The 25,277-nt window shown below is 70.4% G+C and carries 30 protein-coding genes; 14 read left to right on the forward strand and 16 right to left on the reverse strand.

The annotated features are described in order from the left end of the window. Positions 1 to 1,954, forward strand: a 1,954-nt coding sequence (locus VFX14_17935) for a pyruvate dehydrogenase (protein HEU5191570.1), incomplete at its 5' end; no start/stop codon positions are given. 18 nt (positions 1,955 to 1,972) lie between these two features. Here VFX14_17935 and VFX14_17940 read toward each other — a convergent pair. Together VFX14_17940 and VFX14_17945 are read right to left on the reverse strand one after the other, a co-directional pair. Next, a complete protein-coding gene (locus VFX14_17940; GenBank protein HEU5191571.1) occupies positions 1,973 to 2,290 on the reverse strand; it encodes an OsmC family protein in 318 nt (105 codons plus the stop codon). Continuing rightward, positions 2,291 to 2,485, reverse strand: coding sequence for a hypothetical protein (locus VFX14_17945; GenBank protein HEU5191572.1), 195 nt, complete (start codon positions 2,483 to 2,485; stop codon positions 2,291 to 2,293). It abuts the gene before it with no gap. A 71-nt stretch (positions 2,486 to 2,556) separates the two neighbouring features. Between VFX14_17945 and VFX14_17950 the strand changes: the two genes are divergently transcribed. The 3 genes from VFX14_17950 (at position 2,557) to pal (ending at position 5,055) form a co-directional block, all read left to right on the forward strand. Continuing rightward, positions 2,557 to 3,879 carry a S1C family serine protease gene (locus tag VFX14_17950; protein HEU5191573.1) on the forward strand — a complete coding sequence of 441 codons (1,323 nt, stop codon included), beginning with the start codon at positions 2,557 to 2,559 and terminating at the stop codon, positions 3,877 to 3,879. 93 nt (positions 3,880 to 3,972) lie between these two features. After that, a complete protein-coding gene (locus tag VFX14_17955; GenBank protein HEU5191574.1) occupies positions 3,973 to 4,425 on the forward strand; it encodes a MarR family transcriptional regulator in 453 nt (150 codons plus the stop codon). Between the two features lie 48 nt (positions 4,426 to 4,473). Continuing rightward, positions 4,474 to 5,055 carry a peptidoglycan-associated lipoprotein Pal gene (gene pal / locus VFX14_17960; protein ID HEU5191575.1) on the forward strand — a complete coding sequence of 194 codons (582 nt, stop codon included), beginning with the start codon at positions 4,474 to 4,476 and terminating at the stop codon, positions 5,053 to 5,055. Positions 5,056 to 5,063: 8 nt separating this feature from the next. Here pal and VFX14_17965 read toward each other — a convergent pair whose 3' ends face one another. Both VFX14_17965 and VFX14_17970 read right to left on the reverse strand, forming a co-directional pair. Beyond that, positions 5,064 to 5,831: a GNAT family N-acetyltransferase gene (locus tag VFX14_17965; GenBank protein ID HEU5191576.1), complete on the reverse strand. Its 768-nt coding sequence runs from the start codon at positions 5,829 to 5,831 to the stop codon at positions 5,064 to 5,066. 187 nt (positions 5,832 to 6,018) lie between these two features. Then, positions 6,019 to 6,840: a THxN family PEP-CTERM protein gene (locus VFX14_17970; GenBank protein ID HEU5191577.1), complete on the reverse strand. Its 822-nt coding sequence runs from the start codon at positions 6,838 to 6,840 to the stop codon at positions 6,019 to 6,021. 427 nt (positions 6,841 to 7,267) lie between these two features. Here VFX14_17970 and VFX14_17975 point away from each other — a divergent pair, with 427 nt between their 5' ends. The 6 genes from VFX14_17975 to VFX14_18000 all read left to right on the forward strand — a co-directional run bounded on the left by VFX14_17975 (position 7,268) and on the right by VFX14_18000 (position 12,996). Further along, positions 7,268 to 8,233, forward strand: coding sequence for a sugar phosphate nucleotidyltransferase (locus tag VFX14_17975; protein ID HEU5191578.1), 966 nt, complete (start codon positions 7,268 to 7,270; stop codon positions 8,231 to 8,233). Then, positions 8,230 to 8,730 carry a heme-binding protein gene (locus tag VFX14_17980; protein HEU5191579.1) on the forward strand — a complete coding sequence of 167 codons (501 nt, stop codon included), beginning with the start codon at positions 8,230 to 8,232 and terminating at the stop codon, positions 8,728 to 8,730. The genes VFX14_17975 and VFX14_17980 overlap by 4 nt, the downstream gene beginning before the upstream one ends. Positions 8,731 to 8,824: 94 nt before the next feature. After that, the gene (locus VFX14_17985; GenBank protein ID HEU5191580.1) at positions 8,825 to 9,235 is read left to right on the forward strand and encodes a hypothetical protein; all 411 of its coding nucleotides are present in this window, start codon (positions 8,825 to 8,827) and stop codon (positions 9,233 to 9,235) included. Positions 9,236 to 9,315: 80 nt separating this feature from the next. Beyond that, complete coding sequence (locus VFX14_17990) at positions 9,316 to 10,200, forward strand: heme-binding protein (GenBank protein ID HEU5191581.1); 885 nt, start codon at positions 9,316 to 9,318, stop codon at positions 10,198 to 10,200. After that, positions 10,197 to 11,804: an SMP-30/gluconolactonase/LRE family protein gene (locus VFX14_17995; GenBank protein HEU5191582.1), complete on the forward strand. Its 1,608-nt coding sequence runs from the start codon at positions 10,197 to 10,199 to the stop codon at positions 11,802 to 11,804. Before VFX14_17990 ends, VFX14_17995 begins: the two co-directional genes overlap by 4 nt. Before the next feature lie 7 nt (positions 11,805 to 11,811). Beyond that, positions 11,812 to 12,996: an MFS transporter gene (locus tag VFX14_18000; protein ID HEU5191583.1), complete on the forward strand. Its 1,185-nt coding sequence runs from the start codon at positions 11,812 to 11,814 to the stop codon at positions 12,994 to 12,996. Here VFX14_18000 and VFX14_18005 read toward each other — a convergent pair. From VFX14_18005 to VFX14_18015, 3 genes are all read right to left on the reverse strand, one after another. After that, positions 12,962 to 13,570: a sigma-70 family RNA polymerase sigma factor gene (locus VFX14_18005; GenBank protein ID HEU5191584.1), complete on the reverse strand. Its 609-nt coding sequence runs from the start codon at positions 13,568 to 13,570 to the stop codon at positions 12,962 to 12,964. The two genes, VFX14_18000 and VFX14_18005, sit on opposite strands and share 35 nt — an antisense overlap. Continuing rightward, complete coding sequence (locus VFX14_18010) at positions 13,560 to 13,835, reverse strand: hypothetical protein (GenBank protein ID HEU5191585.1); 276 nt, start codon at positions 13,833 to 13,835, stop codon at positions 13,560 to 13,562. The genes VFX14_18005 and VFX14_18010 overlap by 11 nt, the downstream gene beginning before the upstream one ends. 98 nt (positions 13,836 to 13,933) lie before the next feature. Then, positions 13,934 to 15,544: a sigma 54-interacting transcriptional regulator gene (locus VFX14_18015; GenBank protein HEU5191586.1), complete on the reverse strand. Its 1,611-nt coding sequence runs from the start codon at positions 15,542 to 15,544 to the stop codon at positions 13,934 to 13,936. A 70-nt stretch (positions 15,545 to 15,614) separates the two neighbouring features. Here VFX14_18015 and VFX14_18020 point away from each other — a divergent pair, with 70 nt between their 5' ends. Then, positions 15,615 to 15,878 (forward strand): zf-HC2 domain-containing protein, encoded by a 264-nt coding sequence (locus VFX14_18020; GenBank protein ID HEU5191587.1) that lies wholly within the window; start codon positions 15,615 to 15,617, stop codon positions 15,876 to 15,878. Here VFX14_18020 and VFX14_18025 read toward each other — a convergent pair. The 9 genes from VFX14_18025 to VFX14_18065 form a co-directional block, all read right to left on the reverse strand. Next, positions 15,875 to 16,552 (reverse strand): response regulator transcription factor, encoded by a 678-nt coding sequence (locus VFX14_18025; protein ID HEU5191588.1) that lies wholly within the window; start codon positions 16,550 to 16,552, stop codon positions 15,875 to 15,877. The two genes, VFX14_18020 and VFX14_18025, sit on opposite strands and share 4 nt — an antisense overlap. 1 nt (position 16,553) lies before the next feature. Then, on the reverse strand, positions 16,554 to 18,077 hold the full coding sequence (locus tag VFX14_18030) for a HAMP domain-containing sensor histidine kinase (GenBank protein HEU5191589.1): 1,524 nt from the start codon (positions 18,075 to 18,077) through the stop codon (positions 16,554 to 16,556). After that, positions 18,074 to 18,382, reverse strand: a complete 309-nt coding sequence (locus VFX14_18035) for a hypothetical protein (GenBank protein HEU5191590.1) — start codon at positions 18,380 to 18,382, stop codon at positions 18,074 to 18,076. The genes VFX14_18030 and VFX14_18035 overlap by 4 nt, the downstream gene beginning before the upstream one ends. 15 nt (positions 18,383 to 18,397) lie before the next feature. Continuing rightward, positions 18,398 to 18,595 (reverse strand): hypothetical protein, encoded by a 198-nt coding sequence (locus VFX14_18040; protein HEU5191591.1) that lies wholly within the window; start codon positions 18,593 to 18,595, stop codon positions 18,398 to 18,400. Between the two features lies 1 nt (position 18,596). Next, positions 18,597 to 18,878, reverse strand: a complete 282-nt coding sequence (locus VFX14_18045; protein HEU5191592.1) for a hypothetical protein — start codon at positions 18,876 to 18,878, stop codon at positions 18,597 to 18,599. Positions 18,879 to 18,964: 86 nt separating this feature from the next. Next, positions 18,965 to 19,435, reverse strand: coding sequence for a DoxX family protein (locus VFX14_18050; GenBank protein HEU5191593.1), 471 nt, complete (start codon positions 19,433 to 19,435; stop codon positions 18,965 to 18,967). Then, complete coding sequence (locus VFX14_18055) at positions 19,429 to 20,241, reverse strand: DNA-binding domain-containing protein (protein ID HEU5191594.1); 813 nt, start codon at positions 20,239 to 20,241, stop codon at positions 19,429 to 19,431. The genes VFX14_18050 and VFX14_18055 overlap by 7 nt, the downstream gene beginning before the upstream one ends. Further along, on the reverse strand, positions 20,225 to 21,091 hold the full coding sequence (locus tag VFX14_18060; protein HEU5191595.1) for a DUF692 domain-containing protein: 867 nt from the start codon (positions 21,089 to 21,091) through the stop codon (positions 20,225 to 20,227). Before VFX14_18060 ends, VFX14_18055 begins: the two co-directional genes overlap by 17 nt. Before the next feature lie 30 nt (positions 21,092 to 21,121). Next, the gene (locus VFX14_18065; GenBank protein HEU5191596.1) at positions 21,122 to 21,400 is read right to left on the reverse strand and encodes a DUF2282 domain-containing protein; all 279 of its coding nucleotides are present in this window, start codon (positions 21,398 to 21,400) and stop codon (positions 21,122 to 21,124) included. Positions 21,401 to 21,702: 302 nt separating this feature from the next. Here VFX14_18065 and VFX14_18070 point away from each other — a divergent pair, with 302 nt between their 5' ends. From VFX14_18070 to VFX14_18080, 3 genes are read left to right on the forward strand one after another with little or no spacing between them, the layout of a single operon-like run. Next, complete coding sequence (locus VFX14_18070) at positions 21,703 to 23,049, forward strand: NAD(P)/FAD-dependent oxidoreductase (protein HEU5191597.1); 1,347 nt, start codon at positions 21,703 to 21,705, stop codon at positions 23,047 to 23,049. A gap of 5 nt (positions 23,050 to 23,054) precedes the next feature. Then, positions 23,055 to 24,437: an HD domain-containing phosphohydrolase gene (locus VFX14_18075; protein HEU5191598.1), complete on the forward strand. Its 1,383-nt coding sequence runs from the start codon at positions 23,055 to 23,057 to the stop codon at positions 24,435 to 24,437. Between the two features lie 32 nt (positions 24,438 to 24,469). Continuing rightward, entirely contained in the window at positions 24,470 to 25,276 is an 807-nt protein-coding gene (locus VFX14_18080; GenBank protein ID HEU5191599.1) for an SDR family oxidoreductase, read from the forward strand. The last annotated feature ends 1 nt before the right edge of the window (position 25,277 follow it).

Raw genomic sequence — 25,277 nt, forward strand, 5'->3', positions numbered from 1 at the left:
CTCCACCGGCTCCATGGGGCTCGGGGCGGTGCAGGCGACCTTCGGCGCCTTCGCCGCGCGCTACCTCGCCGATCACGGCGCACCCTGCGGGCCGGAGCGCTTCATCGTGATGGTGGGCGACGCCGAGCTCGACGAGGGCAACGTATGGGAGGCGCTGCTCGAGGAGCCGCTGGCCGCGCTGGGGACGGTCCGGTGGATCGTCGACATGAATCGTCAGAGCCTCGATCGCGTGGTACCGGATTCGCGGCGCCACCAGCTCCGTGACATGTTCGCGGCGGCCGGGTGGCGCGTGATCGAGTGCCGCTGGGGCGGACGACTGGCCGCCGCGCGGCAGGCGCCCGGCGGTGAGGCCCTGGCGCGGCGCCTCGAGGCCATGCCGAACGCGGAGTATCACGCGCTCCTTCGCCTGCCCGCGGCGGCGGCCCGCAAGGCGCTCGTCACAGGCCCGGACGGCGCCCCCTCGTCCGCGCTGGAGCGCGCGCTCGGCGGGCGCTCCGACGAGGAGGTGCAGGCGCTCCTGGGCGATCTCGGCGGCCACGACCTGGGCGCCATCCTCGCCGCCTACGAGGAGGCCGACCGCGAGCGCGACCGGCCCGCGGTGATCCTGGCCGACACGCTCAAGGGCTGGGCGCTGCCGTTGGCCGCCGATCCCCTCAATCACGGCGCGCTCCTGTCGGCGAGCCAGATCGAGGCGCTGCGTGCCGCATCCGGGATCCGCCCCGGGGAGGAGTGGGCGCGCTTCCCGGAGGACAGCGCGGAGGCCGCGTTCATCCGCGCCCGCCCACCGCTCTATCAGGCGCCCCCGCCGCGCGCGCGTGCCATCGAGATGCCAGAGTCGCTGGGCGACGAGCATGCGGGGACCACCTCGACTCAGGAGGCCTTCGGCCGCGTGCTCGCCGGCCTCGCGCGCCTGCCCGCGGGCGAGCGCGTGGTGACGGTGTCCGCCGACGTCGCCATCACCACCCATCTCGCGGGCTGGATCAACCGCAAGCAGGTCTACGCGACGGCGGCCCGCCCGAGCCCCTTCGCGGAGATCCCGCAGGCCATGCAGTGGCGCGAGGCGCCCGCGGGCCAGCACGTGGAGATCGGCATCGCCGAGCACAATCTCTTTCTGCTGCTGGGGGCGCTCGGGCTCACGCGCTCACTGTCGGGTGAGACGCTGCTGCCCATCGGCACTCTCTACGACCCGTTCGTCACCCGCGGGCTGGACGCGCTCTACCACGCGCTCTATTCCGGCGCGCGCTTCGTGGTGGCCGCGACACCGTCGGGAGTGAGCCTTTCCCCCGAGGGCGGCGCGCATCAGTCCGTGATCACGCCGGGCATCGGCGTGGCCCTGCCGGGGATGACGTACTGGGAGCCGGCCTTCGGGCGCGAGGTCGAGTGGATTCTCCTCGACGGCCTCGCCCGCATGGCCCGCGGCGAGGGCGAGAGCCTGTACCTGCGCCTCTCGACGAAGCCGGTGGACCAGGCCCTGGCGCCGCCGCCGACCGCGGCCACGCGCGCCGGCGTCCTCGCCGGGGGTTATCGCCTGCTCGACGCGCGGGGGGCGTCCGGGTGGGATCCCGAGGAGAACGCGGTGTCGCTGTTCGCCGCGGGCGTGATGGCGCCCGACGCGGTCGCAGCCGCGCGGACGCTGGCCGGCGAGGGGATTCACGCGAGCGTGTTCATCGCCACCAGCCCCGATCTCCTCTATCGCGGCCTCCGGCAGCGTCGCGGCGCCCTCGAGCGGCTGGTGGGCGCCGACGAGGAGGGCGTGCCCATCGTGTCGGTGCTGGACGGCCACTCGCACGGCCTGGCGTTCCTGGGCGCCGCGCTCGGCGTGCCGCAGATCCCGCTGGGCGTGGACGACTTCGGCCAGTCGGGCACGCGGGCGGATCTCTACCGCCACTACGGCATCGACGCGCCGGCCCTCGTCGCGGCCGCGCGCACCCTGCTGGGCCGCGCCGCCGGCTAGACGGCGCGGTCCGGCCGCTCAGGACGCGGCGCGCTCCGCGTCCTCGCCTCGCACGGTCACGGTGGCGCCGTCCATGCGCAGCGAGGCGTCCCACGTGATTGCGATGGCGTCCTTCACGCTCTGGTGCGCGGGGCATCCTTCCGGATGCACGGCGAGGGTCCGGGTCGCGGCCTCCCGCGCCGCGGCGGGCAGCGTGATGTCGTAGTGCACGTGGATCGCGGTGATGCGAATGGTGCGTCCGATCCCGCGGATGCGGCCTTCCGCGGTGGCGGTGTACGACTCGCGGTCGAACTCGATCTTGCGCCCTGCCAGGGCGCCGCGCAGCGTGCCGTACATTCAGCCGGCCACGCCCGCCACGATGTGATCGAGTGTCGACGCGATGGGCGGCCCCTCCTTGACGCCGTAGTACTGGCGCAGCGCGCCCTGCACCCCGTACACGACGGGCTCCGGCACCTCGCCGAGGTAGGCGTGGCGGTAGCCGTCCCGGTAGACCAGCCGGGTCCGTGAGATGTATTCGAACTCGTCGGCCATGTGAGATCCTCCTGAGACGTTGGATGCCCGTAATGCCGGACGCGGTTCGCGCCACGAAGGAGGATACGCGCATGTCGATGCCGACGCGATGGGCAGCGCTCGGGATTCTGGGGCTGGGGCTGATCGGGGGGACGGTCGCGCCTCGAGGCGCCTTCGGCGCGACCGAGACCGAGCTCCAGTCCGCGGTGTTTCGCGCCAAGCCGGCGGTGGTCATGGTCGGCGTGCGCGTGGGCGGCACCGCCACGGTGCGCTGCAGCGAGGGGCCGGCGGTGACGGTGCGGCCGGCCGCCATCGGGGAGCTCGGCAGCGGCGCCATCGTGCATCCCGACGGCTGGATCGTGACCAACGGCCACGTGGTGCAGCCCTATCACGAGGGGCGCGACGGGGCCTTCGGGGCCGAGCTCCTCGAGAAGGCGATCGCCGAGGCCTGCGCCCCGGAGCTGGAGCCGCTGGCGCCGGCCACGCGCGTCGAGCGCATCCGCGCCCTTGCTGCCGAGCCGATGAACCGGGACGGGTTCGCCGTCGAGCGCGCGATCACCGTGAACCTCTCGAACGGGCGGGCGTATCCCGCCGCCCTCAAGTACTACTCGCCGCCCGCCTACGTGCGCACGGGCGAGAGCATGCGCGGCCGCGACGTGGCGGTCCTCAAGATCGAGGAGCGCGAGCTACCGGTGGCGCGGCTCGCCGCCCGCAGCACCGATCTCCACCTCGGCCAAAGCCTCTTCGTCATCGGCTTTCCCGGCGTCGTGGCGTCCCACGAGCTCCTGAGCCGCGCGACCCTCTTCGAGCCGACCATCACCACCGGTCGGATCTCGGGTTTCAAGGAGGACATCGGCGGGCAGCGCGTGATCCAGACGGACGCCGCGATCATCCAGGGCAACAGCGGCGGCCCGATGTTCGACGACCGGGGGTACGTGATCGGCGCGGCGACCTTCACCTCCCTCCAGGGCGACCAGGTGGTGCAAGGCTTCAACTTCGCCATCCCGGTGGAGACCATCCACGACGCCGCGCGCCAGGCAGGCTTCACGCCGCTGGGCGACAGCATGTTCACGCGGCTCTGGAACCATGGTGTGGACCTCTACCTGCGCGACCTCCATTACCGGGCGTACCGGAACATGAGCGCGGCCAACCGCATCCATCCGGGGTTTCCGGACGTGGAGCGGGTGCGCGAGGACTGCGACATCAAGCATCGGGAGCAGGGCTACCTCCACCGCGAGGAGGTGCAGTGGGGCGTGGCCGCTTTCGCCCTCCTCGCCCTCGTCGCCCTGGCGTGGTTCGGGGGCCGCTGGCTCGCCGCCGCCTCGCGGCGAACCCTGCGCCGCATCATCCGAGAAGAGCTGGCGGGCGCCCGCGCGGACGCGCCGGCTGGCGCGCCGACGCCGCCTCCGGCCTGATCGCCGCCCCGCACCATCTGCCCGCTCTCACTCACGCCCACGCCCGCCGACTTTGTGAGTGGAAACATATCGGTTCACGATATGATTGGCGCGGTGCCATCGCCGCCGATCGACTACTGGACACTGGCCGAGCTGCGGTATCAGATTCGCCGCTTCCTCCGGATTCGGGAGCTGGCGACGCGGGCCAAGGGTGTCGAGCCGCAGCAGTACGTGCTGCTGCTGCAGGTGAAGGGACTGGAGGGGCGGCGCCCCGCGACGATCGGGACGCTCGCGGAGCGGTTGCAGGTGGCGCACCACAGCGCGGTCGAGCTGGTGGACCGGCTGGTACGGCGGGGCATGCTCGAGCGGCGGACGATGAGTCCGGACCGGCGGTCGGTGGTGGTGCAACTGACCCCGAAAGGGAGCCGTCTGGTGCGCAGCATCGCGGGGGCGTCGCTGTCGGAGCTTCGCATGGAGGGACCGGCGCTGGTGGCCGTCCTGCGGCGGCTCATCGGGAGGGGTAAGGGCGCGGGTGCGCGGACGCGGCGGCGCCCGACGGCGAGATAACGGTCGGCAGCGGGCCCGCCGGAGCGCGGCGCCCCAGGAGACGACGAGATGACGATCACGCGTGGCTCGGTCCTGATGGTCACGGTCCTGACGGTGGCGGCGCTGGGCGCGGCCGGGTGTCCAAAGCGTCCCGGCTCGGCCGTCGGAGCCGCCCCCGCTCCCAGCGGTACCGCATCGGCCGCCTCTTCCGGCTCGATGGCCGCCGCGGGGCAGGGCAGCCAGTCCTCGGCGCAGCCCGGCGCGGGCGGCGGGAAGAGCGCGGCGACGATGCACCCCAGTGAGTTCAGCCAGATGGCGACCCTCAAGGACATCCGCTTCGACTTCGACCGCTACGACATCCGGCCCGAGGACGCGAAGGTCCTGGACGCGAACGCCAAGTGGCTCAAGGCCAATGGGAGCGTGCAGGTCCTGATCGAGGGGCACTGCGACGAGCGCGGCACCCAGGAATACAACCTCGCCCTCGGCGATCGCCGGGCCAAGGCCGCGCAGGCCTATCTCCTGAGTCAGGGCGTGAGCGGCAACCGCCTCCGCGTCATCTCGTACGGGGAACAGCACCCGCTGTGCGCGGCGCATGACGAATCTTGCTGGCAGATGAACCGCCGGGATCATTTCCTCGGCGGCGGCCACTAGCCCCGAGGCTACGTATTTGCCCCGTTGGCGCCGTACTCGTGCAGAACCCAGACGTTTGGCTCGACGTACGTTCCAAGGTTCTTCTCGATTTCGATAGTGACCGGAGCCAGCGCCCCGTCCACGACGAAGCTTCCGCTTTGCGTGAAGCTCCGGTGGGTCCAGCGCGACCAGGTCTTTATGGAGCCCGGGATGGTCATGGATTGATTGCATACGGACAGGATCTTGCCCCCCGTTGCGACGTGGGCGCGGAGCCACGGGTCGAAGATGCGTCCATCCTCCGTCTGTTTTCGCACATACTCTTCCATTGACAGCATCGGGAACTCGCTCTTCCTGCTGGGTCGGACGGGGGCCAGCGCGAATTTCATGCCTTCGTTCTTCCCGATCGCCTTCACGGTCTCGATCATATTCGTACTGAAGCCCTTTGCTCGGGCGTCTGGCGCAACCACGATCGAGAGCATCACCTGAGTGTTGGGGGCCCGGCCCTCCCGTCGGTCGACGAACGCCTTTTCGATGGCCCAGGTCCACCCCGTTTCGGGGAGCTTTGAAAGCTCCCCGTCGAAATGTATGGGAACGCTGTTGGCGGCCGCGACCATCTTCCGACCGTCGAACACGATGAATTGATAGCGAGGGAATCGAATGTAGAGCCATGGCCACAGCCTTCTCGACAACGGGTCCTCGAACATGAAGGCCGGCCACTTGTCCTTCAAGAAGCGATAGAGCTGAAACCCCCGCAGCGCGAATGTCCAGCTCGTCAGCGAGGGATGCTCAATGCGCATGATCACTCCCCCCGGATGGCAGCGTCCTCACCGATGCTACCTCGGGAGCGATGATGTTCTTACTGGATTTGGCATAGGGCGACGCGGGAGCAGGGGGGCCGTCAGACCACAAAAACGAGTTGGGGGGCGGCCCGACCGGGCCACCCCCCAACGGGACTTCAGAGCCTACGCGCGTGCGGCGTGCTAGCTAGGCGGCCAGCCGCTTGCGGATCACCATGCCCACGAGGCCCACTCCCAGGAGCAGCAGACCAGCCGGAGCCGGCACCTGGGGGGTCGTCACGTTCTCGAGGAAGGCGATCACGAACCGGTCATTCTGCTGGCCTTCCGCGGTCAGGCAATTGAGCGTAGTCCCTGCCCCCGCCTCGCAGGCAGGGTCATGATTAGCATCGACCAGTCCCGCGACGTGCAGAATGAAATCCTCTCCCCCGAACGAGAACGGAACATCGAGAGTGCCGAGATTTTCGTTGAAGGTGAACTGGTCATCGCAGGTCGACCCGAGCGTGTTCGTCGTCTGGGTGCACGGCGCCTGGTTTTTCGTCTCCAGGAACGTGACCAGAGGATTGAAGGGCAAATCGAGGATCGTAGTACCGCCCGAGCTGAGGATAAGTTCTGTGTTCAGCTGGATCGTGGCGAGGAAGTTATCCTCTTGCGGGATCGCGTTGTTAGTGTGCCGAATCTGGGCCGTCTCGATGACGGTGCCGTTGTCGGTGATCGTGCCTGTTCCGGTCCCCGCGGGTATGCTACCAACGCTTGCAGGGGAGTTTGCCGGGAAGGGAACAAAGGTGGGAAGCGCGCCGATCGAGAGGTAGCTGTCGATGGCGGTGGTGGCGTTGTCCCAGTTCAGTCGCGTGGACGTGCCAGCGAACCCGCCGGTGCCGGCGAAGCCCAAGCAAGTAGTCCCAGAGCTGCACGTCCCCGACGCGTCAACCCAACCGACGTTGACGGTGACATCGAACGTGGTGGCTGTCGCAGCCGACGACCACCCGATGACCGCGGCGAGCGCGACCATTACTCCCATGAGCACCCTTGCAGTTCTCATCATTGGCTCCATTCCCCCCACCTGTTGATTTTCGCCCGTTCGCCGCTGATTTCCCTGAGCCAGCCGCTGGCTTCTTTGAGTCATGCAAGGAGGGGCAGCAGGCCTCGTGCCAGTTCTACAACTACAACAATATCAGCATGTTATGGCCCCTGAAAAAGTGCTAACCCTGGAAACTGTAAAGGGCTTCATACATCGCCTGTAAAGGCCGCCGAGTCAGCCGCGGAAGCACCCATCTGTAAGGGGTATGGCGGCCTATTCAGGCTGGCGGCGCGGCGCGCTGCGCGCGGCGGCGTGTCACTTCCGGTGAGAGCTCTAGTCCAGAACCGCCCCGGCGGCTCCCCGTGTCTAAGGCATAGCGCGCGGCTGAATCAGTGAGGCGCGCAGAAAGGCCGATGACATGGGCGAGGACCACAACCGGGCGGCGGCACCGCCGGGCGAAGGTCGCGGAGAGCGGTGGGCACTGGTGCTCGCCGGGGGCGACGGAGCGCGGCTCCGTCCGCTGACCCGCGAGCTGTGTGGCGACGACCGCCCCAAGCAGTTCTGCCCCGTCATGGGCGGGCGCACCTTGCTCGAGGCGACGTGGGCCCGCCTGGACGGGGTCATCACGCCCCCGCACCGCATGGCGGTCGTCACGCGCCGCCACGAGCCGTTCTACGCGCCGGTGATGGCGCGGCTGCGCCCGGCGGAGCTCGTGGTGCAGCCCGACAATCGCGGCACCGCGCCCGGCATTCTCTACCCCTTGCTGAAGCTCGCCGCGCGTGCGCCCGCCGCCGCGGTCGCGGTGCTGCCCTCCGACCATCACGTCTCGGACGACGCACGCTTCATGACTTGGGTCGAGGCGGCCTTCGAGGCGGCGGCGGCTCGGCCGGATCGGCTCGTGCTGCTCGGCATGATCCCGGATAGCCCGGAGTCCGAGTACGGCTGGATCGAGCCCGGCGACCTCGTGTCACCCGCTGGGCCACGCGATCTCTACTGCGTCACGCGCTTCTGGGAGAAGCCTCCCGCCGATCTCGCCCAGAGCCTTCGCCGGCGCGGATGTCTCTGGAACAGCTTCGTGATGGTGGGGGCGGTGGAGACCTTTCTCGCCGCCATCGCGTGCGCGCTCCCCGCGCTCTACGGCGCCCTCGACAACGTGGCGCCCGCCTTCGGGGGCGCGGTCGAGGCGGCCGCGGTCCGCGCGGCGTATGCGGCATTGCCGGCGGCCGACTTCTCGCGCCAGGTGCTGACGCCGAGCACGTCGCGCCTCGCCGTCCTGCCTGTCACGGGCGTCGCGTGGAGCGATCTCGGGAGCCCTGACCGGGTGTGGCGGGCGTGGCAGCAGCCGTCGGCGCTCGCGCTGGCCGGCGCTGGGACCGCGGCATGAGCGCCTTCGGACGCGCCGTGCGGGGCACCATGCTCGGCGTGAGTGCCGCAGGCCTGCTCGCGGCAGGCGCGGTGAACCCGCCCGCGTCGGCCCAGACCGTGGACAAGAAGACGCTGTCCTTCCAGGCCGCCACGCGCGTGGCCGCGGCGGCCGAGGCCGCGGCGCGGGAGCGCGGGGTGGGCGTAGTGATCGCGGTGGTGGACGACGGCGGTCACCTGATCCTGCTGCACCGCCTCGACGACACACAGGTGGCCAGCGTCAACGTGGGCATCGGCAAGGCCCGCACCGCCGCCATCTACCGGCGGCCGAGCCGCGAGTTCGAGGAGCAGATCCGCGCGGGCCGCGTGGCCGCGCTCGCCCTCGCCGACGCGACGCCGCTGCAAGGCGGTGTGCCGATTCGGCTCGATGGCAAGGTCATCGGGGCCGTGGGAGTGAGCGGCGACACGCCGGCAGTGGACGAAGCCATCGCGCTTGCCGGCGCCGCCGCGCTCCGCTAACGCCCCGCCGGTCGCGGCGCAACGACCTCGGCCCGTGTCCAAGCAGGTGACCGAGGATCGGGATCCAACCCCAAACCAACGAGGAGGACGAGGCATGCGGATGTGGCGTGGTCGGACGGCGGGCGTGGTGGCGCTGGTGGTCGTGGCGCTGATGGCGATGACGGCAGGCAGCGTGGTGGCCGCGGATCAGACGAGCGGCCCCTTCGCGGGCAAGGCGGTGAACGGCGGCACGGTGACAGTGTCTCAGCAGGGCAGCAAGACGACGCTGACGCTGTCGGCGGACTTCCAGGTCCCGGGCTCTCCGGATCCGCACTGGCAAGTGGTGGATACCAAGGGGACGGTGTATCTGCTGGACCGGCTCAAGCTCAAGGACGACCGGATCAACACCAGCATCACCGTGCCGGAGTACGTGCCCAGCATCGCCAAGGTGCAGATCTGGTGCGCGTGGGCCGAAGTGGTACTCGGCGAGACGGCGGTCGCCTCGCCGGTGATGGCCGCCAAGTAGACCGCAACCGTCGCGACGTCGCGGCGGCCCGGCGCATCTCGGGACCTCCGCGACGCGCGCAGCCGAGAAAGGACATCCCCATGAGCGGGCTGAGGACGATCGTGGCAGCACTCGCGCTGTTCCTGACGGCGGCGCCGGCGCACGCCGAAGGCGTGGTCGCCAAGCGGGGGCTCACGCTGGAGGGCGCCAAGCAGGTGATCGCGGCGGCAGCAGCCGAGGCGCGCCGTCAACGGGCGGGGGGAGCATTTGCGGTAGTCGACGAGGGCGGCAATCTCCTCGCCCTCGAGCGCCTCGATGGGACATTCGCGGCAAGCGGTCAGATCTCCATCGGCAAGGCGCGGACGGCGGCCATCTTCCAACGCCCCACCCGCGCCTTCGAGGAGATCATCCGCGGCGGGCGGACGCCCATGCTCGCGCTCCACGACTTTACCCCCTTACAGGGCGGAGTGCCGATCGTGGTCGATGGCCAGGTGGTGGGCGCCATCGGTGTGAGCGGCGCCGCGAGCGCGCAGCAAGACGAGGAGCTCGCCGTGATCGGCGCCGCAGCGGCCCGGAGCTTCAGCGTCGCGGCCTCCCCCGCACCCGCGATCACCTACATCGAGCGCGGTGCGGTGGCCGCCGCCTTCGCCAAGGGCATGCCTCTCCTCGAGGTGGATGGCTACAAGATTCACGCGAGCCGCCGCGAGGGGCCCGGCCAGGTCGAAGTGCACGACTGGGAGACCGATGTCGTCTACGTGCTGGAGGGGAGCGCCACCGTGGTCACGGGCGGCACGGTGGTGGACGGCAAGGTCACCGAGCCTGGGCAGGTGCGCGGCGCGACCATACGGGGTGGAGAGACGCGGCGCATCGGCAAGGGTGACGTCGTGGTGATTCCGGCCGGCGTACCCCACTGGTTCAAGGAAGTGTCGGGACCGCTCACGTACTTCGTCGTCAAGCCCATCTCGATGGGCGGAGGCGCGCAATGATCGCGCGCGGGCGCGCAGTCATCGCGGTCGCGCTGCTCCTGGCGGCCGCTACGGCCGAGGCCGGACCTCATGCCCTCAATCCCACCGAGAATCGCCCCGATGCGGTGGTGGACCTGGCGACCGCCGACGGCGTGGCCCTCGTGCATGGGCAGTGGCGGTATCGCGATGCCCGGTTGGTCGAGGTGGAGTTCCGCGGACCGGGCCCGGATCTGCGGCCGTCGGGTCCGCCCGTGGCGACACTGGACGTGGCCCCGCACGCGGGCGCGCGCGACCTCGACGACCGCGACTGGACTGTCATCGACGCGGCGGGTATCCGCGAGCGGCGCGGCAACGGGCGGTTGGCGCTAGGCTGGTACCGCGTCACGGTCACCGTCCCCGACCGAATCGGCGCCTTCGATCCCCGCGGCGCGACCGTGGTGCTCGAGGTCGTGGTGGACGACTACGCCGAGGTCTGGGTGGATGGGCGGCTCCCGCGGCGCCTTGGGCAGGTGGGCGGCTCGCTCATCGGCGGATTCAACGCGCCCAACCGCGTGATCATCGGACGCGATGTCCGGCCGGGCCAGACGATTCAGCTCGCCGTCTTCGGCGTCAATGGGCCGCTCTCCGATCCGCCCGCGAATTTTCTGTGGATCCGGTCGGCCACGCTGGACTTCTACCAGGCGCCCCGCTTTCCCGAGGTGCCGGCCCGGGTGCTCCGGCGGGACGCTGGGCTCGACGCAATCGTCCCCGCGGCGCTGCGGGTCGAGAGGGTCGCGGAGGGATTCCAGTTCATCGAAGGGCCGGTGTGGGTGCGGGACGGCGGCTATCTCCTCTTCAGCGATCCGAACGCCAACACGATTTACAGCTGGTCGGAGGACGCGGGGCTGGCCGTGTACCGCGCGAAGAGCGGGTATACCGGTCCCGACATCGGGGAGTACGGGCAACCCGGCTCGAATGGGCTCACCCTCGACCGCGACGGCCGCCTCCTCATCAACGAGCACGGCAACCGTCGCGTGACGCGGCTGGAAAGGACCGGCGCCCTGACCGTGCTCGCCGACCGCTTCGAGGGCCGGCGGCTCAACAGTCCGAACGACCTCGTGTTGAAGTCCGACGGCGCGCTCTACTTCACGGATCCGCCGTTCGGCCTGCCGCGCTTCCACGCCGATCCACGAAGGGAGCTGCCGTACAGCGGGGTCTTCCGCTACGCGGACGGAACGCTCCGGCTCGTGGGCACCGATCTCGCCGGCCCCAACGGGCTCGCGTTCTCGCCGGACGAGCGCTTCCTGTACGTGACGAACTGGGACGAGAACAGGAAGGTCGTGATGCGCTACGCGGTCACACCCGACGGTGGGCTCGCCGACGGCCGCGTGTTCTTCGACATGACCGGCGCGCCGGGCGAGGAGGCCCTGGACGGCATGAAGGTGGATGCGCGGGGAAATCTCTACGTCTCGGGTCCCGGCGGCGTCTGGGTCATCTCGCCCGAAGGACGGCATCTCGGCACCATCCAGCTTCCCGAGCTGCCCGCCAACTTCGCCTGGGGCGACGGGGACGGCCGCACCCTATACATGACGGCGCGGCACGGTCTCTACCGCATGCGTCTCGGGGTGCCCGGGATACGGCCGTGAGCGGCTGATGCTCTTCGCCGTCGCGCTGCTCGCCTTCGCCAGCCTCGGGCTGCCGGACGGTGTGCTGGGCGTGGCCTGGCCCTCGGTGCGCGCGACCTTTGGTCTGCCGCTGGGGGAGCTCGGTGTGCTGCTCGCGGCGACGATGGTCGGCTACCTCGCCTCGAGCTTCAGCGGCGGCTGGCTGGTCGCGCGTCTCGGGATCGGACGTCTGCTCGTGTGGAGCAGCGCGCTCATGGTGGCGCACGCCGCCGTCTGTGCGCTCGCGCCACGCTGGCGCCTGATGATGGCGGCGGGCGTGCTGGCGGGTCTCGGCGCGGGCGCGATCGACGCCGGCATCAACGCCTTCGCGGCGCTGCGCTTCCCCCCGCGGCGGCTCAGCTGGCTCCATGCCGCCTACGGGGTGGGCGCCATGACGGGCCCGCTCCTGATGACGGCGGTGCTGGCCGGGGGCCGCTCCTGGCGCGTAGGCTATGCGGTCCTCGGGGCCTCGCTGGCAGCGCTGACGACCGTCTTCGTGCTCACACGGCGGCTCTGGGAGATGGAGGGGCGCGCCGGTCCCGGATCGGCGTCGGCAGGCGCGCGGAGCCCGGCGGCGACACTCGGGCGCCCGGTCGTCTGGCTCAACGCGGCGCTCTTCTTCGTCTACACGGGCGTCGAGGTCGTCGCCGGCCAGTGGACCTACAGCCTCTTCACCGAGGGCCGCGGCATCGCTCCGGTCACGGCGGGCCTGTGGGTCGCCGGATACTGGGGCGCGCTCACGGCGGGTCGAGTGGCGTTCGGCTGGCTTGCCGAGCGCGTCCCTGCGACGACCCTCCTGCGCGTCGCGATTGCCGGCGCGCCCATCGCCGCCCTCGCGCTCTGGCTGGCGCCCGGTGGCTGGGGCAGCGGCGCCGGCTTGCTCGCGCTCGGAGTCGCGCTGGCCCCGATCTATCCGCTGCTCGTGTCGGAGACGCCCGGACGCCTGGGCGAGGCCGACACCGCCAACGCGATCGGCTTCCAGGTCGCGGCGGCCTATCTCGGCGCGGCGACCCTACCGTGGCTCGGGGGCGTGCTCGCCCACCGATACGGCCTCCCGGTGATCGGGCCGTTCCTGCTGGGCGCGGCGGCGCTGCTCTTCCTCCTGCACGCGTTCGCCCCGCGCCCCGCCGCACCCGCGCTCAGGCGTCCAGCCGCGGTCCCAGCGCGCGGGTGAGCTCCTCGCGCAGCGCCATCCGGGCGCGATGGAGGCGGGACTTCACCGTGGGCACCGACTCGCCCAGGATCTTCGCGACCTCCTCGTTGTCGAGACCTTCCACCTCGCGGAGCACGACCACGGCGCGATAGTGATCGGGCAGGCGGTCGAGGGCGCGTTCGAGCGTCTTGCGCGCCTCGCCGTTGAGCAGGGTCTCCTCGGGCGTTTCCGACCAGTCGGCGAGGAGGAAGGAGCGATCGCCTTCGCGGTGGCCGTCGGCGAGATAGGTGGGCAGCTGATCCTCCAGCGAGACCTCCAGCTGGGCCCGCTTGCCGCGGTGCTTGATGAGGGCTGCGTTGGCGGTGACGCGGTAGAGCCAGCTGCCGAGCGCCGCGCGCCCCTCGAAGCCGTCGATCTTCCGGAACAGGGCGAGGAAGGCGTCCTGCACGACCTCCTCGGCGTCGGCGTCATTTCTCGTGATGCCATACGCGAGGCGATAGAGCCGACCGGCATGCCGCTCCATGAGCACCTCGAGCGCGCTCGCGTCGCGCGCGCGCAGCCGGTTGATGAGCTGGGCCTCGCTCTCAGTGTCCATTCGCCTCCCTCGCTTTGAGCTGCTCGTGGAGCAGACGGGAGCAGTTCCGCAACGTGACGCGGTTCCCCTTCAGGCGGGCGAGGAGCTCGATGCCGTCGCGCCCGACGAAGGACACGGCGCCGAGGTCCAGGGTGAGGGGCTTCCCGGCGTCCAGGAGGGGCCTGCACACGCGCGAGAGCTCACCGACCCAGGGGCCGATGATCTGGCCCTCGAGGTCCACGCGCGCGCCCGCGTTGCCATCCATCCGTATCGAGATGCGCAGCATGCACCCATGTGAGGCAAGAGGCATGCCGGCCAAAAGGGGTCGTTTTGCGGCGCCGCGCCACGAGATGTCGTGGCCGGCTCCCGATGGGCGGAGCTGTCCTACGAGGGTTCGGAGCGGCGACGAATGCCGAGGCGATCCATCCGGCTGCGCAAGGTGTTGGGATGGAGCCCGAGGATGGCGGCGGCTCCTCTCGGTCCCTGCACCACCCAGTTGGCCTTCTCCAAGATGCGGACGATGTGGGCCCGCTCCACCTCCTCGAGCGTGGCGGGCTCGGGAGGTGGCGGAATGGCCGGGGAGACGAGCGGCCCCGTGGGCGGTGGCGGTGCCGCCACGGCTCCCGCGGCCGGAGGCGAGGCGCGGAACAGATCGGGCGGAAGCTCCAGCAAAGGCCCCGCGCTCAGCACCACGGCGCGCTCCATGACGTTCTGCAGCTCGCGAACGTTGCCGGGCCAGTCATAGAGGGCGAGCCGCTCGAGGCTCGCGGGAGACAGCGCGGTCGCGGGGCGGCCGAAGGTCTTCGCGTAACGTGCCAGGAAGAAGGCCGCAAGTTGCGGAATATCCTGACGCCGTTCCCGTAATGGCGGGACGTGAAGCGGGACCACGTTGAGGCGATAGAAGAGATCGGCGCGGAAGCGACCGTCGCGCACGGCGCCCTCGAGGTCCCGGTTGGTGGCGGCGATGACCCTCACGTCCACTTTCACGGTGCGGTTACTGCCGACCGGCTCGAACTGCTGTTCCTGCAGCACCCGCAGAAGCTTGGCCTGCGCCTCTAGCGGCAGCTCCCCGACCTCGTCGAGGAAGATGGTCCCCCGGTCCGCCAGCTCGAAGCGCCCGATGCGTCGGTCAATGGCGCCGGTGAAGGCGCCCTTGGCGTGGCCGAAGAGCTCGCTCTCCACCAGGCCCGCGGAGAGCGACGTGCAATCGACCTTGACCAGGGGCCGCTCGCGCCGGGGGCTCGCGCCATGAACCGCTCGGGCAATGAGCTCCTTGCCGGTTCCCGTCTCTCCGAGGATCAGGACGGTGGCCTCGGTGGGCGCCGCCTGTTCCACCCGCTCGAGGAGCGCCAGCAGGACCGGGCTGGAGCCAACGAGCTCCACGAAGTTGTGACTCTGCCGGATCTCCTCCTGGAGGTACACGTTCTCGCGCTCGAGCCGGGCCTTGAGCGCGGTGATCTCCTCATAGGCGATCATGTTGGCCACGGCCAGCGCCACCTGTCCCGCGACCTCCATGACAAAGCCGCTGTCCGCCTCTGAGTAGCGGTTCGGTGTGGTGCTGGCGATGGCCAGGGTGCCGATGGCGCGTCCCCCGGCGATCAGGGGCACGCTGATGAAGGAGTGGATGCCGTCGGCCAACGCGAGGTCCTCGGCGGGGTACTCGCGCTCGACCTCGAGGTCGCGGCGGAGCAGGGGGAGGCGCGCCTTGAACACATGGCCCATGTGGCTGGCGCCGGCGGGCATCTCGAGCCCCACCGCGAAGTAAGGGGAGGGCACCGTGGACTCGAGCACGAAGAGGCGCAGGACGTCGCGGGCAGGATCGTGGAGGAAGATCGCGATGCGCTCGAAGGGGAGGATCCGCCGGAGGGCCGGGGCCACCGCAGCGAAGAGGGTGTCCCGGGTGAGCTTGCCCACCACGGCGTTGTTGATCTCGAGAAGGGCCCGATAGCGCTCGGCCTGAGCCTCCGCCTCGTCCCTTCCGCTCGGTTCATTCATGGTTTAGGGTTCCCGACCGGCAACGATTCTACCCGCGAACCCCCGGCCCGGCTCCCTGTGTCTAACCGGTGTGCAGCCAGAGTCCAGGGCGCCGCTGACGTGCCAGGAGGCCATCGACCTTCTCGTGGACTACCTCGATCGGACGCTCGGCGAACGGCTGCTGGCCGAGCTCGAGCGGCATCTTGCCGACTGCGCCCCGTGCCGGGCCTATCTCCGAACCTACCGGAGGACGCGGGACCTGACCGCACGCGCCGTCCCCGAGGACATGCCGCCGGAGCTGCGCTCGCGCCTCCGGGACTTCCTTCGCGAGCGCGTGCTCCGGGGCGAGATCTAGGGCTCGAAGCGATAGCCCTGACCGTGGACGGTCAGGATGTGGGCGGGCCGCTCGGGGTCCGTCTCGAACTTCTGCCGGAGCCGCAGCACGTGGGTGTCGACCGTGCGGGTCGTGGGAAAGCGCTCGTAGCCCCAGACCGCGTTGAGGAGTCGCTCGCGAGTGAGGACCTCGCTGGGGTGCTCGACGAGGTAGCGGAGCAGCTCGAACTCCTTCCGGGTGAGCCCTACCTCACGGCCCGCCTTCCAGGCCCGGCGGGTACGCGGCTCGAACCGGGCCTCGCCGAAGACGAAGCTCTCCATCGCGTGCCTTGGCCCCGGGCGGCGGAGGACGGCGCGGATCCGGGCGAGCAGCTCACGCAGGCTGAAGGGCTTGGTGACGTAGTCGTCGGCGCCCAGCTCGAGCCCGCGTACCTGGTCCGCCTCCTCGCCCCGTGCGGTGAGCATGATGATGGGGATGTCGAGCCCACGCTGTCGCAGTGCCCGGCACACCTCCCAGCCGCTCTGTCCGGGCAGCATGAGGTCGAGCACGATGAGATCGGGCGTCTCGGACACGGCGAGGGCGAGCGCGCGCGCGCCGTCGGCCGCCGTCAGGGTCTGATAACCCTCGAAGCGGAGATTGTCCTGGAGCCCACGTACCATCTCGGGCTCGTCGTCCACGATGAGGATGCGCGGCACGTCAGCGTGCTCCCACCGACGGCGCCGAGCCCGCCGCCGGCAGGATGATGGTGAAGCGGCTGCCCTCGCCCACCCGGCTCTCGACGCCCACGCGGCCGCCGTGCGCGTCTACGATGTGCTTGACCAGCGCCAGTCCCACGCCGCTCCCGCGCCGGCCCTGGGTGTCGCTGTGGCCCACGCGGTAGAACTTGTCGAAGATGCGCTCCTGCTCCCGCGGCGGGATCCCGATGCCCTCGTCGGCCACCGCCACGGCGACGGCGTCGTCCGCGCGGCGCGCTGTCACGGTCAGGTGCCGCCGCGCGTCAGAGTACTTGATGGCATTGTCCACCAGGTTGGCGACCGCCTGCTGCATGGCCTCGGCGTCCAGGTCGACCTCGGGGAGATCCGGCTCCACCTCCACGCTGACCTTGAAGCCGAGCTGGGTCAGGGGATGGCGGAAGGCCTCCATGACCTCGAAGATCACGGGCTCGATGGAGCCCGCCGCAAGCACATAGCGACGGCGGCCCTCCTCGATGCGCGAGAAGTCCAGCACGTTGTCGATGAGGCGCGAGAGGCGCTCGCTCTCGCGGGTGATGACCCCGTAGTACTCGCGGCGCGTCGCCTCGTCGGGGACGCGGTTCATCTCGAGCGTCTCGCCGAACATGCGGATGAGGGCCAGCGGCGTCTTGAGGTCGTGGGAGACATTGGCCACGAAGTCGGACTTGAGGCGGATCATCTCCGACTCCCGGCGCACCAGGCGATAGGTGGCGCCCAGTCCCAGCGTGATGACGGCCAGGAGGAGTCCGAACGCCGCGGCGAACAGCCACGCCTGCCGCCGCACGGCATCCCGGGGCGAGAGGCCCGCGGGCTCGTAAAGGGCCAGCCGCCACGACGGCAGCGTCTCGCCGAAGTCCACGGTGAGCACGTGCTCGGTGCGGTCGAGCGGCCGCGGCACGTAGACAGCGCGGTTGTCCCGGTCGAGCACGGCGAGGACGCTCTGGCCTTCGAGGCCGGCCAGCGTCTTCTCGAGGACGTCGCGGCGCAGCGCAGGCTCGCTGCGGACGAGGACGGCGAGAAGCGAATCGAGCGGCGGCTCGCCGGGCAGGACGGCCACGAGGGCGACGCGGTCGCCGAGCGCCACGTGGCGGCGGCCGCCGCGACCCCAGATCGGGGGCGGGATCTCGGCGCGGAGCGCATCCAGCGGCGACGGCCCCGCGGTGGAGGGCGGGTAACGCTGGACGCCGCCGCGGTCGAAGAGGTACACCTCCTCGAACATCGGCGTCTCCGTCTTCCAGGCGTCCATTCGCTGGGGCAGCGTCGCCCGGTCGCGCTGTGCGGTCTGGAGGCGGGCCAGCGCCTCCTCTTCCGCCTTCAGCACCGCCATCTCGATCTTCTCCACCGCCATCGTGGCCATGTCCCGGGCCTGGTCGCGGATGTGGCGCTGCGCGGACGCCTCCCACTGGCGGAGCGAGAGCGCGGCGAGCGCGGCGAGGATGGCCGACGCCAGAAGCACCGAACCGAAGAGCAGGAGCTCCCGGCGCCTCACGGCTCCGCGAGGAGCGCCTGGATGAGCCGCTCCATCTCGGCATATCCGCCCTCGCCGACGTGGGTGAAGCGGATCACGCCCTTCTTGTCCACGACGACCGCGGCGGGCCAGTAGCGGTTCGTGAACCGCTTCCAGATCGCCAGGTCATTGTCCTGGACCACTGGATAGGCCACGCCGAGCTCCTTCGTCGCGGCCACCACCCGCTCGTAGGGCTTCTCCCAGCTGAATTCCGGCGTGTGTACGCCCACGATGGTGAGTCCCTTACCCTGGTACTTCGCATGCCAGTCCCGCAACTGCGGGATCACGTTCTTGCAGTTGTATCAGCCGAACGTCCAGAACTCGACGAGCACGACCCGGCCGCGGAGGCCGGCCATGGACAAGGGCGCGCTGTTGATCCAGCGTTCGCCGGTAATCTCGGGCGCCGCGTCGCCGGCGCGGACCGTGAATGCGCCGGCCGGCGAGCCGGCCCCGAAGAGGCCGATGGCCAGGAGCAGGGACGCGAGAGGTCGGCGCGCCATGCTAGGGCTTCTTCTCCATCTTGTCCTTGTCCTGCATCATGCTCTTGTCGGGCATCTTATCGCCATCCATCGCGCCCTTGTCCATCATCTTGCCCTTCTCACCCATCGCCTTGCCCTTCTCCATGCTGCCCTTCTCCATGGGCATGGCGCCGGACTTCTCCATCATCTTGTCCTTCTCCATCATCTTGTCCTTGTCGCTCATCGCCGGGGCCTGCGCCCAGACTCCCGAGCCGAACGCCATCGTCGCTGCCAGCGCCATCGCTACGCTCGAAGCCATTCGCATGTCGTCACCCTCCCAGGGGACACGGTGAGTTCACTGCCACGGGTCTCATCGTGCTCTCACCGGGGCGGCTGCTTGTCACGAGGGTGTCAATTCTGCGTGGGCTCCAGACCGAGCAGGCGGTCGAGCGAGATCGGGCCGCCGCCGCGAGTCAACAGGAAGGCCAGGATCGAGGCCCAGGTCAGATGCTCGGAGTAGGCGCCCGGATACACGAAGAGCTGGATCACGCAGATCATGCCGAGCAGTGGCAGCGTGGCCAGCCGTGTCGCCAGGCCGGCGACGAGCAGCACGGAGCAGCCGATCTCGAAGGTGGTGGCCATGGTCGCGGCGATCTCCGGCGGCAGCACCGGCACCATGTACTCGTCACGGAAGAGCTGCACCGTGATCTCCCAGGACGCGAGCTTGTTGAGCCCCGCCTTGAGGAACACGGTGGCGATGGCGAGGCGGAATGCGAGCTGCAGGACGCCGAGTGGCACCCGCCCCAGCAAGCCGGTGAGGGTGGCGATGCGTGCGCGGAGCCCCGAGGCCGGGACGGCGGACATGGTCTGCGTGTTCAGCATGGATGAGTCTCCTCTCGTACTGGGTTGAGCGTGAAGTCGACGAGCAAGCCTTCGGTGAAGAGCGCGCTGAGGGCGGCGGCGAGATCCAGCCGGGCGTCCGCCGCCAGGGCCTCGGCGCCCGCGTCCTCGAGCGATTGGCCCGCGGTGAGCCGTGCGCGCAGCGTCCATTCAGCGGGGGCGAGACTGCGGAGCACAGCCTCGTTCCGGACGCGCCGCACCTCGAGGTGGACGGGCCCGGCGTCGAGCTCGACGCGGGCCTCGGGGTCGGCGCCGGGCTGATTGGCGCGCCAGATGCGATCGACGGGATACGGTGAGGCCAGGTACCGGGCTGACGGGTCGACGGTGAAGACGACGCGTGCCGTCTCGTCCGGGGTGAGCGCCCCGAGCGCGGCCGCCAGCGCCGGCGCCTCGGGCGCGTCCACCATCGCCGCGTGATACGCCGCGTGCAGCGCCCACTCGAGGCGCGCGACGTCGGGCAGGTAGGGCAGCCCGTGGCAAGGCGGGAAGCCCGCGAGGAAGTCCGCGAAGCCCGCGCCGTACACGAAGAGCCGAGGCTCCGCGGGCGGCTCGCCGCGGAGGTAGGCGTCGGCGGCGTAGCCGAAGAAGCGATCGTCCACCAGGTGGCACACGACGGGGTAGACGTCCTTGAGCACGGCAGTGAGGCTCGTCCGCACGTGGTGCCGGTAGATGGCCAGGCGCGCCTCGGGGGAGAGGCCGTCGGGCGCCACCACGACGCCGACGGCTTCCGCATCGCCGCCGAGTAGCGTGGCGGCCATGAGCCGCTGCAGCTCAGCCAGCGTGAGCATGGTGTCGCGCGTCGCTCGACGCCGCGAGCCGGCGCTCCGCCGCCGTGGCCTCGTCCTGGAGCACGGCGAGGGCCGGCAGGTCGGTGTCCCACTCGATCAAGGTCGGGACGCTGCCGAAGCGGGCAAGCGCCGCGTCGTAGAGGTCCCACACGGCCGGCCGCACGCGCGAACCGTGGTCGTCGATGAGGACGGTCACGCCATCGGCGTCGTTCTCGGCATGACCGGCCAGATGGATCTCATCGACCGCGTCGGCCGGCAACGCATCCAGATAGGCGAGCGGCTCGAGCCCGACGTTGGCCGCGCTCACGACGAGATTGTTGACGTCGCAGAGCACCCCGCACCCGGTGCGGCGCGTCAGCTCGGCGACGAACTCCGCCTCGGGAATCGGCGAGTCCAGGAATCGCAGATAGCTCGACGGGTTCTCGACGAGGAGGCGCCGCCCCAGCCGATCCTGCGCGCGCCGCACGTTGTCGCTTACAACGATCAGCGCCTCGTCAGTCCAGGGCAGGGGCAGGAGATTGTTGAGATACACGCCGCCGCTGACGCTCCAGGCCAGGTGCTCGGACACGAGGCAAGGGGCCAGCCGGTCGGCGAGCGCGTGGAGCCGGGCCAAATGCTCGAGGTTCAACCCCTCGGCGCTTCCGAGCGAGAGCCCGACACCGTGGAGCGAGACGGGATAGTCCCGGCGGAGCCTTTCCAGCGTGGCGAGGGCGGGGCCGCCGCCCATGTAGTTCTCCGCGTGGACCTCCAGCCAGCCGAGGTCGGGACGGGTGGCGAGGATCTCGTCGACATGCGGGGCGCGGAGCCCGATGCCGGCCCTGGCCGGCGTCCCGCCCGTCATGCCGCGCATGCGCCACCCGTCCCGCGGTGAGGGCGCGCCCTACGCCCGCTTGGCCTGGAGGCTGCCGCCCACGATCTTGTCGCAGGAGCCCTTCGGCATATAGATCCAGGCGTCGCCCTGGTTGTCCTTCCTGGACGTGCCGGCGCAGGACGTGTTGGCGGTCTGGCAATCGTTCTTCCCGGCCTTCGCCACGCCGTAGCACTTCTCGGACTCGAACTTGGGCACCGGAGCCGGACCGGCCTGAGCCAGCGAGAAGTAGGGCAGGCTGAGGGCGGCGGCGACGGCGGAGATCACGGCGGCCTTGGACGTCTTGTTCATGAGCGTTTCCTCCTCATGGGTTGGGGCCGACTGCTTCCTCTTGGACACGTGGGCTTCCCCGCAAGGTTCACCGAACGGAGCCGGGGATTTGTCACGGCGCCGTCAAATCCGCCGACCTCCCGACCGTGAAGACGGCGCAGAGCACGAAACCCACCGCGAAGGCGGCCAACATTCCCGCGACCAGCAGGGCCATGACGTGTCCTCCTCCGCGCCTTGGACGCCCCGAAGCGGTCGGGAGATCCGCGGGGACGGATCAGGGCCCGCGGCGAACCCGGCGTACCCCGCGGCGAGTCCAAGGGGCCATGGAAATCGGGAAAGCCGAGGGGGCGCGGGCGAGCGGGCGTATCCTGGCCCGGCCCTCCACGTCGCTCGCGCCGCGCATCGTCGTGGTGGGCGGTGGCTTCGCCGGGGTGACCGCGGCGCTCGAGCTGGGGCGGCGCTGCTCCGGCCAGCTCCCTGTCCACGTGACCTTGCTAAGCAACCGCAACTTCCTCCTCTTCACTCCCATGCTCGCAGAGGCCGCGACCGGCGCGGTGGAGAGCCGCCACGTGGTGCATCCCCTGCGTCCCCTCTGCGGTCGGTGGGGCGTGGAGTTCGGGGAGGTGGAGGTGGAGGCGGTGGACCTGGCGCGACGGCAGGTGACGGTGCGTCACCATCGCTCGGTGGTGCGGCAGCGCGTATACTACGACCGCCTCGTCATCGCGCTCGGCGCCAGCCCCAACACCGCACTGGCCGCAGGGGCCGCCGAGCACGCGCTCACCTTCAAGAGCGCGGGGGACGCCATCCGCATCCGCAATCACCTGATCGACCTCTTCGAGGCCGCCGCCCTCACGGAGGATCCGTGGACACGCCGCCATCTCCTCACCTTCGTGGTCGTGGGCGCGGGTCACGCCGGGACGGAGCTGGCGGCGGCGGTGGAGGAGCTGGCGCGCGGCATCCTGGTGCGCCACTACCCGACGATCCGTCCGGAGGATGTGCGGCTCGTCCTGGTGGGGAGCGCCGTGCTGCCCCAGACCGCGCCCGATCTGGCCGCCTACACGAAGGCGCGGCTGGTCGCCCGGGGGATCGAGCTCGAGGTTGGCCGGGCGGCGCGCGTCTCGCCCGAAGGCCTCACGCTCGCCGACGGCCGCCTCCTCGAGAGCCGCTGCGTCATCTGGACCGCGGGCAACCGCGTGAGCTCCGTGGTCGCGGCGGTCGACCTGCCGAAGTCGAAGGACGGGCGTCTCATCGTGAACGAGCGCTTCGAAGTGGAGGGCGCGCCGGGTGTGTACGCCCTCGGCGACAACGCCGCCCAGATCGACCCCCACTCGGGACAGCCCTATCCCGCCACGGCGCAGGTGGCGCTGCGCCAGGGGCGGGCGCTGGCGCAGGTGATCGAGGCGCAGCTGACCGGGCGTCCCGCTCGACCCTTTGCCTTCCGGCTCCTGGGCGAGATGGTGCCCCTCTCCCGCCGTACGGCCGTGGCGGACCTGCGCGGGCTCAAGCTCTACGGCTTCCCCGCGTGGCTCATGTGGAAGACGGTCTATATGTTGAAGCTTCCGACCCTGGCTCAGCGGCTCCGCGTCGTGCTCGACTGGACGGTCGAGCTCTTCTTCGAGCGAGACGTGTCCGAGCTGTCGATGGAGGAAGGGGCCGGGGCCCCGAGGTGACGCCCATGAAAGCTCCAGCCGTCCGCCTGCCCCTCTGGCGCCGCCTCGCCGTCCGGCTGGCCGCGGCCTTCGCGCTCCTGGCCGGCGCCGGGATCCTCGTCAGCGGCTTCGTGCAATACCGCGCGGAGGATGCCGAGCTGCGGCGGTCGCTCGGCGCCCTGCTCCTCAACATCGCACGCACGGGGAGCCTGCTCGTGGACGGCGATCTTCACGCTCGGCTCGGTCGGGATGGAGGCGCCCACGCGGCCATCCGCGATCGGTTGCTTCTGATCCAGGAGGCCAACGGACTCGACGAATCGCTCTACACGCTGACCGATGTCCAGGCCGATCACGCGCGCCTCGGCGTCGTCGGCAACGGCCTGGGCGCGGTGGGGTCGGACTATCATCTCCAGCCCGGCATCCAGGAGGTCGTCCGTCGCGCCTTCGTCGAGGGCACGCCGGGTTTCACGGACATCTACACTGGCGCGGACGGCGCGTGGATCAGCGCCTTCGCGCCGATTCGCGACGGCTCGCAGACGATCGTCGCGGTGCTGGCGGTAGACTTCCGCGCCAATACCTACCTGGGCGCCCGCGACGCCGTGCGGCGGCGGCTCTACTGGAGCACCCTCGTGGGGGCCGCGCTCGCCCTGATCGCCAGCGTGGCGCTGGCCCGACACATCACCCGCCCGCTCGCCGACCTGCAGGCTCTCGCGCACGGCGTGGTGGAAGGCGATCTCATGCCGCGCCGGACCGTCCGGACGCGCGACGAGATCGGTCTCCTGGCCAACGTGCTGCACCTCATGGTGGAGCGGCTGCGAGTGTCCCAGCGGAGCGTGGTGGAGGTGCTCACGCGGGCGCTCGAAGCGCGCGACGGCCGGACAGGATCTCTTGACCGCCTGGCCGCCGCCTCGGGCGCGGTCGCGGCAGGCCTCGGCCTGACGCCCGCCCAGCTGGAGGCGCTCGAGCTGGGCGCGCGGCTCCATGACATCGGTGAGGTCCAGACGCCCGAGGCAGTGCTCGCCCATCCCGGCCCCCTGTCGCCGGCGGCGCGGACCGTTGTCGAGCGGCATCCCGTCGCTGGCGTGGAGATCCTGGAGCCCGTGGCGCTGCTGACGCCGGCGCTCGACGTCGTGAGCAGCCACCACGAGCGCTGGGACGGCGGAGGCTATCCGCAGGGCCTAGGTGGGGAGGAGATCCCCCTGGCCGCGCGGATCTTCGCCGTCGTGGACACGATCGACGCGCTCACGCATGATCGTCCCGATCGGCACGCGTGGGAGGTGTCGGAGGCCCTGGCGCTGGTGGGGGCGGAGGCCGGCAAACAATTCGATCCGCGGGTCGCCGCCGCCGCCCAGGCCATTCCCCCCGCGCGCTGGGCCGAGCTCCTGCTCGATCGCACCGCCACGGCCTGATGGTGTGTCCAAGGGACATGCCGGGGGAGACCATGAACGCACAGCTGCTCAAGGGACAGACCGCGCTGGTGACCGGGGCCAGCTCGGGGATCGGCGAGGGCGTGGCGCGCGCGTTGGGCGCGGCCGGCGCGGACGTCGTGGTGAACTACGTGACCAATCCCGAGGTGGCCGAGCGCGTGGCCGCGGACATCCGCGCGCGCGGCGTACGCGCGCTCGCCATCCGCGCGGATGTCTCGCGCGAGAACGAGGTCCAGGCCATGTTCGCCGAGATGGCGGGCGCATGGGGCGGCATCGACATCCTCGTCAACAACGCGGGGCTCCAGAAGGACGCCGCCTTCGCCGACATGACCCTCCAGCAGTGGAACACCGTGATCGAGGTCAACCTCACCGGCATGTTCCTCTGCTCGCGCGAGGCGGTGCGGCGCATGATCGAGCGGGGCATCCGCAAGGACGTGTCGCGGGCGGCGGGCAAGATCATCTGCATCTCGTCGGTCCATCAGCGCATTCCCTGGGCGGGCCACGTCAACTACGCCGCGTCGAAGGGCGGGGTGATGGCGTTCATGGAATCGCTCGCCCAAGAGGTGGCGCCCCACCGGATCCGCGTCAATTCCATCGCGCCGGGGGCCATCCAGACCGCCATCAACCGCGCCGCGTGGGAGACGCCGGCCGCGCTCAAGGAGCTGCTGCAGCTGATCCCCTACGGCCGCATCGGCCAGCCCGACGACATCGGCAAGGTGTCGGTGTTCCTCGCCTCCGACGACTCGGACTACATCCACGGACAAACCATCTTCGTCGACGGCGGAATGACGCTCTATCCCGAGTTCGCGCGCGGAGGCTAGA

The sequence above is a fragment of the Candidatus Methylomirabilota bacterium genome (assembly GCA_035764725.1).
Taxonomy (GTDB): Bacteria; Methylomirabilota; Methylomirabilia; order Rokubacteriales; family CSP1-6; genus DASRWT01.

Bases quoted from the DNA above. Each gene is read 5' to 3' on its own strand.
- VFX14_17940 (HEU5191571.1), bottom strand. From the start codon at position 2,290: ATGTACGGCACGCTGCGCGGCGCCCTGGCAGGGCGCAAGATCGAGTTC.
- VFX14_17945 (HEU5191572.1), bottom strand. From the start codon at position 2,485: ATGGCCGACGAGTTCGAATACATCTCACGGACCCGGCTGGTCTACCGG.
- VFX14_17950 (HEU5191573.1), top strand. From the start codon at position 2,557: ATGTCGATGCCGACGCGATGGGCAGCGCTCGGGATTCTGGGGCTGGGG.
- pal (HEU5191575.1), top strand. From the start codon at position 4,474: ATGACGATCACGCGTGGCTCGGTCCTGATGGTCACGGTCCTGACGGTG.
- VFX14_17965 (HEU5191576.1), bottom strand. From the start codon at position 5,831: ATGCGCATTGAGCATCCCTCGCTGACGAGCTGGACATTCGCGCTGCGG.
- VFX14_17970 (HEU5191577.1), bottom strand. From the start codon at position 6,840: ATGGTCGCGCTCGCCGCGGTCATCGGGTGGTCGTCGGCTGCGACAGCC.
- VFX14_17975 (HEU5191578.1), top strand. From the start codon at position 7,268: ATGGGCGAGGACCACAACCGGGCGGCGGCACCGCCGGGCGAAGGTCGC.
- VFX14_17980 (HEU5191579.1), top strand. From the start codon at position 8,230: ATGAGCGCCTTCGGACGCGCCGTGCGGGGCACCATGCTCGGCGTGAGT.
- VFX14_17985 (HEU5191580.1), top strand. From the start codon at position 8,825: ATGCGGATGTGGCGTGGTCGGACGGCGGGCGTGGTGGCGCTGGTGGTC.
- VFX14_17990 (HEU5191581.1), top strand. From the start codon at position 9,316: ATGAGCGGGCTGAGGACGATCGTGGCAGCACTCGCGCTGTTCCTGACG.
- VFX14_17995 (HEU5191582.1), top strand. From the start codon at position 10,197: ATGATCGCGCGCGGGCGCGCAGTCATCGCGGTCGCGCTGCTCCTGGCG.
- VFX14_18000 (HEU5191583.1), top strand. From the start codon at position 11,812: ATGCTCTTCGCCGTCGCGCTGCTCGCCTTCGCCAGCCTCGGGCTGCCG.
- VFX14_18005 (HEU5191584.1), bottom strand. From the start codon at position 13,570: ATGGACACTGAGAGCGAGGCCCAGCTCATCAACCGGCTGCGCGCGCGC.
- VFX14_18010 (HEU5191585.1), bottom strand. From the start codon at position 13,835: ATGCTGCGCATCTCGATACGGATGGATGGCAACGCGGGCGCGCGCGTG.
- VFX14_18015 (HEU5191586.1), bottom strand. From the start codon at position 15,544: ATGAATGAACCGAGCGGAAGGGACGAGGCGGAGGCTCAGGCCGAGCGC.
- VFX14_18040 (HEU5191591.1), bottom strand. From the start codon at position 18,595: ATGGCGCGCCGACCTCTCGCGTCCCTGCTCCTGGCCATCGGCCTCTTC.
- VFX14_18045 (HEU5191592.1), bottom strand. From the start codon at position 18,878: ATGCGAATGGCTTCGAGCGTAGCGATGGCGCTGGCAGCGACGATGGCG.
- VFX14_18050 (HEU5191593.1), bottom strand. From the start codon at position 19,435: ATGCTGAACACGCAGACCATGTCCGCCGTCCCGGCCTCGGGGCTCCGC.
- VFX14_18055 (HEU5191594.1), bottom strand. From the start codon at position 20,241: ATGCTCACGCTGGCTGAGCTGCAGCGGCTCATGGCCGCCACGCTACTC.
- VFX14_18060 (HEU5191595.1), bottom strand. From the start codon at position 21,091: ATGCGCGGCATGACGGGCGGGACGCCGGCCAGGGCCGGCATCGGGCTC.
- VFX14_18065 (HEU5191596.1), bottom strand. From the start codon at position 21,400: ATGAACAAGACGTCCAAGGCCGCCGTGATCTCCGCCGTCGCCGCCGCC.
- VFX14_18070 (HEU5191597.1), top strand. From the start codon at position 21,703: ATGGAAATCGGGAAAGCCGAGGGGGCGCGGGCGAGCGGGCGTATCCTG.
- VFX14_18075 (HEU5191598.1), top strand. From the start codon at position 23,055: ATGAAAGCTCCAGCCGTCCGCCTGCCCCTCTGGCGCCGCCTCGCCGTC.
- VFX14_18080 (HEU5191599.1), top strand. From the start codon at position 24,470: ATGAACGCACAGCTGCTCAAGGGACAGACCGCGCTGGTGACCGGGGCC.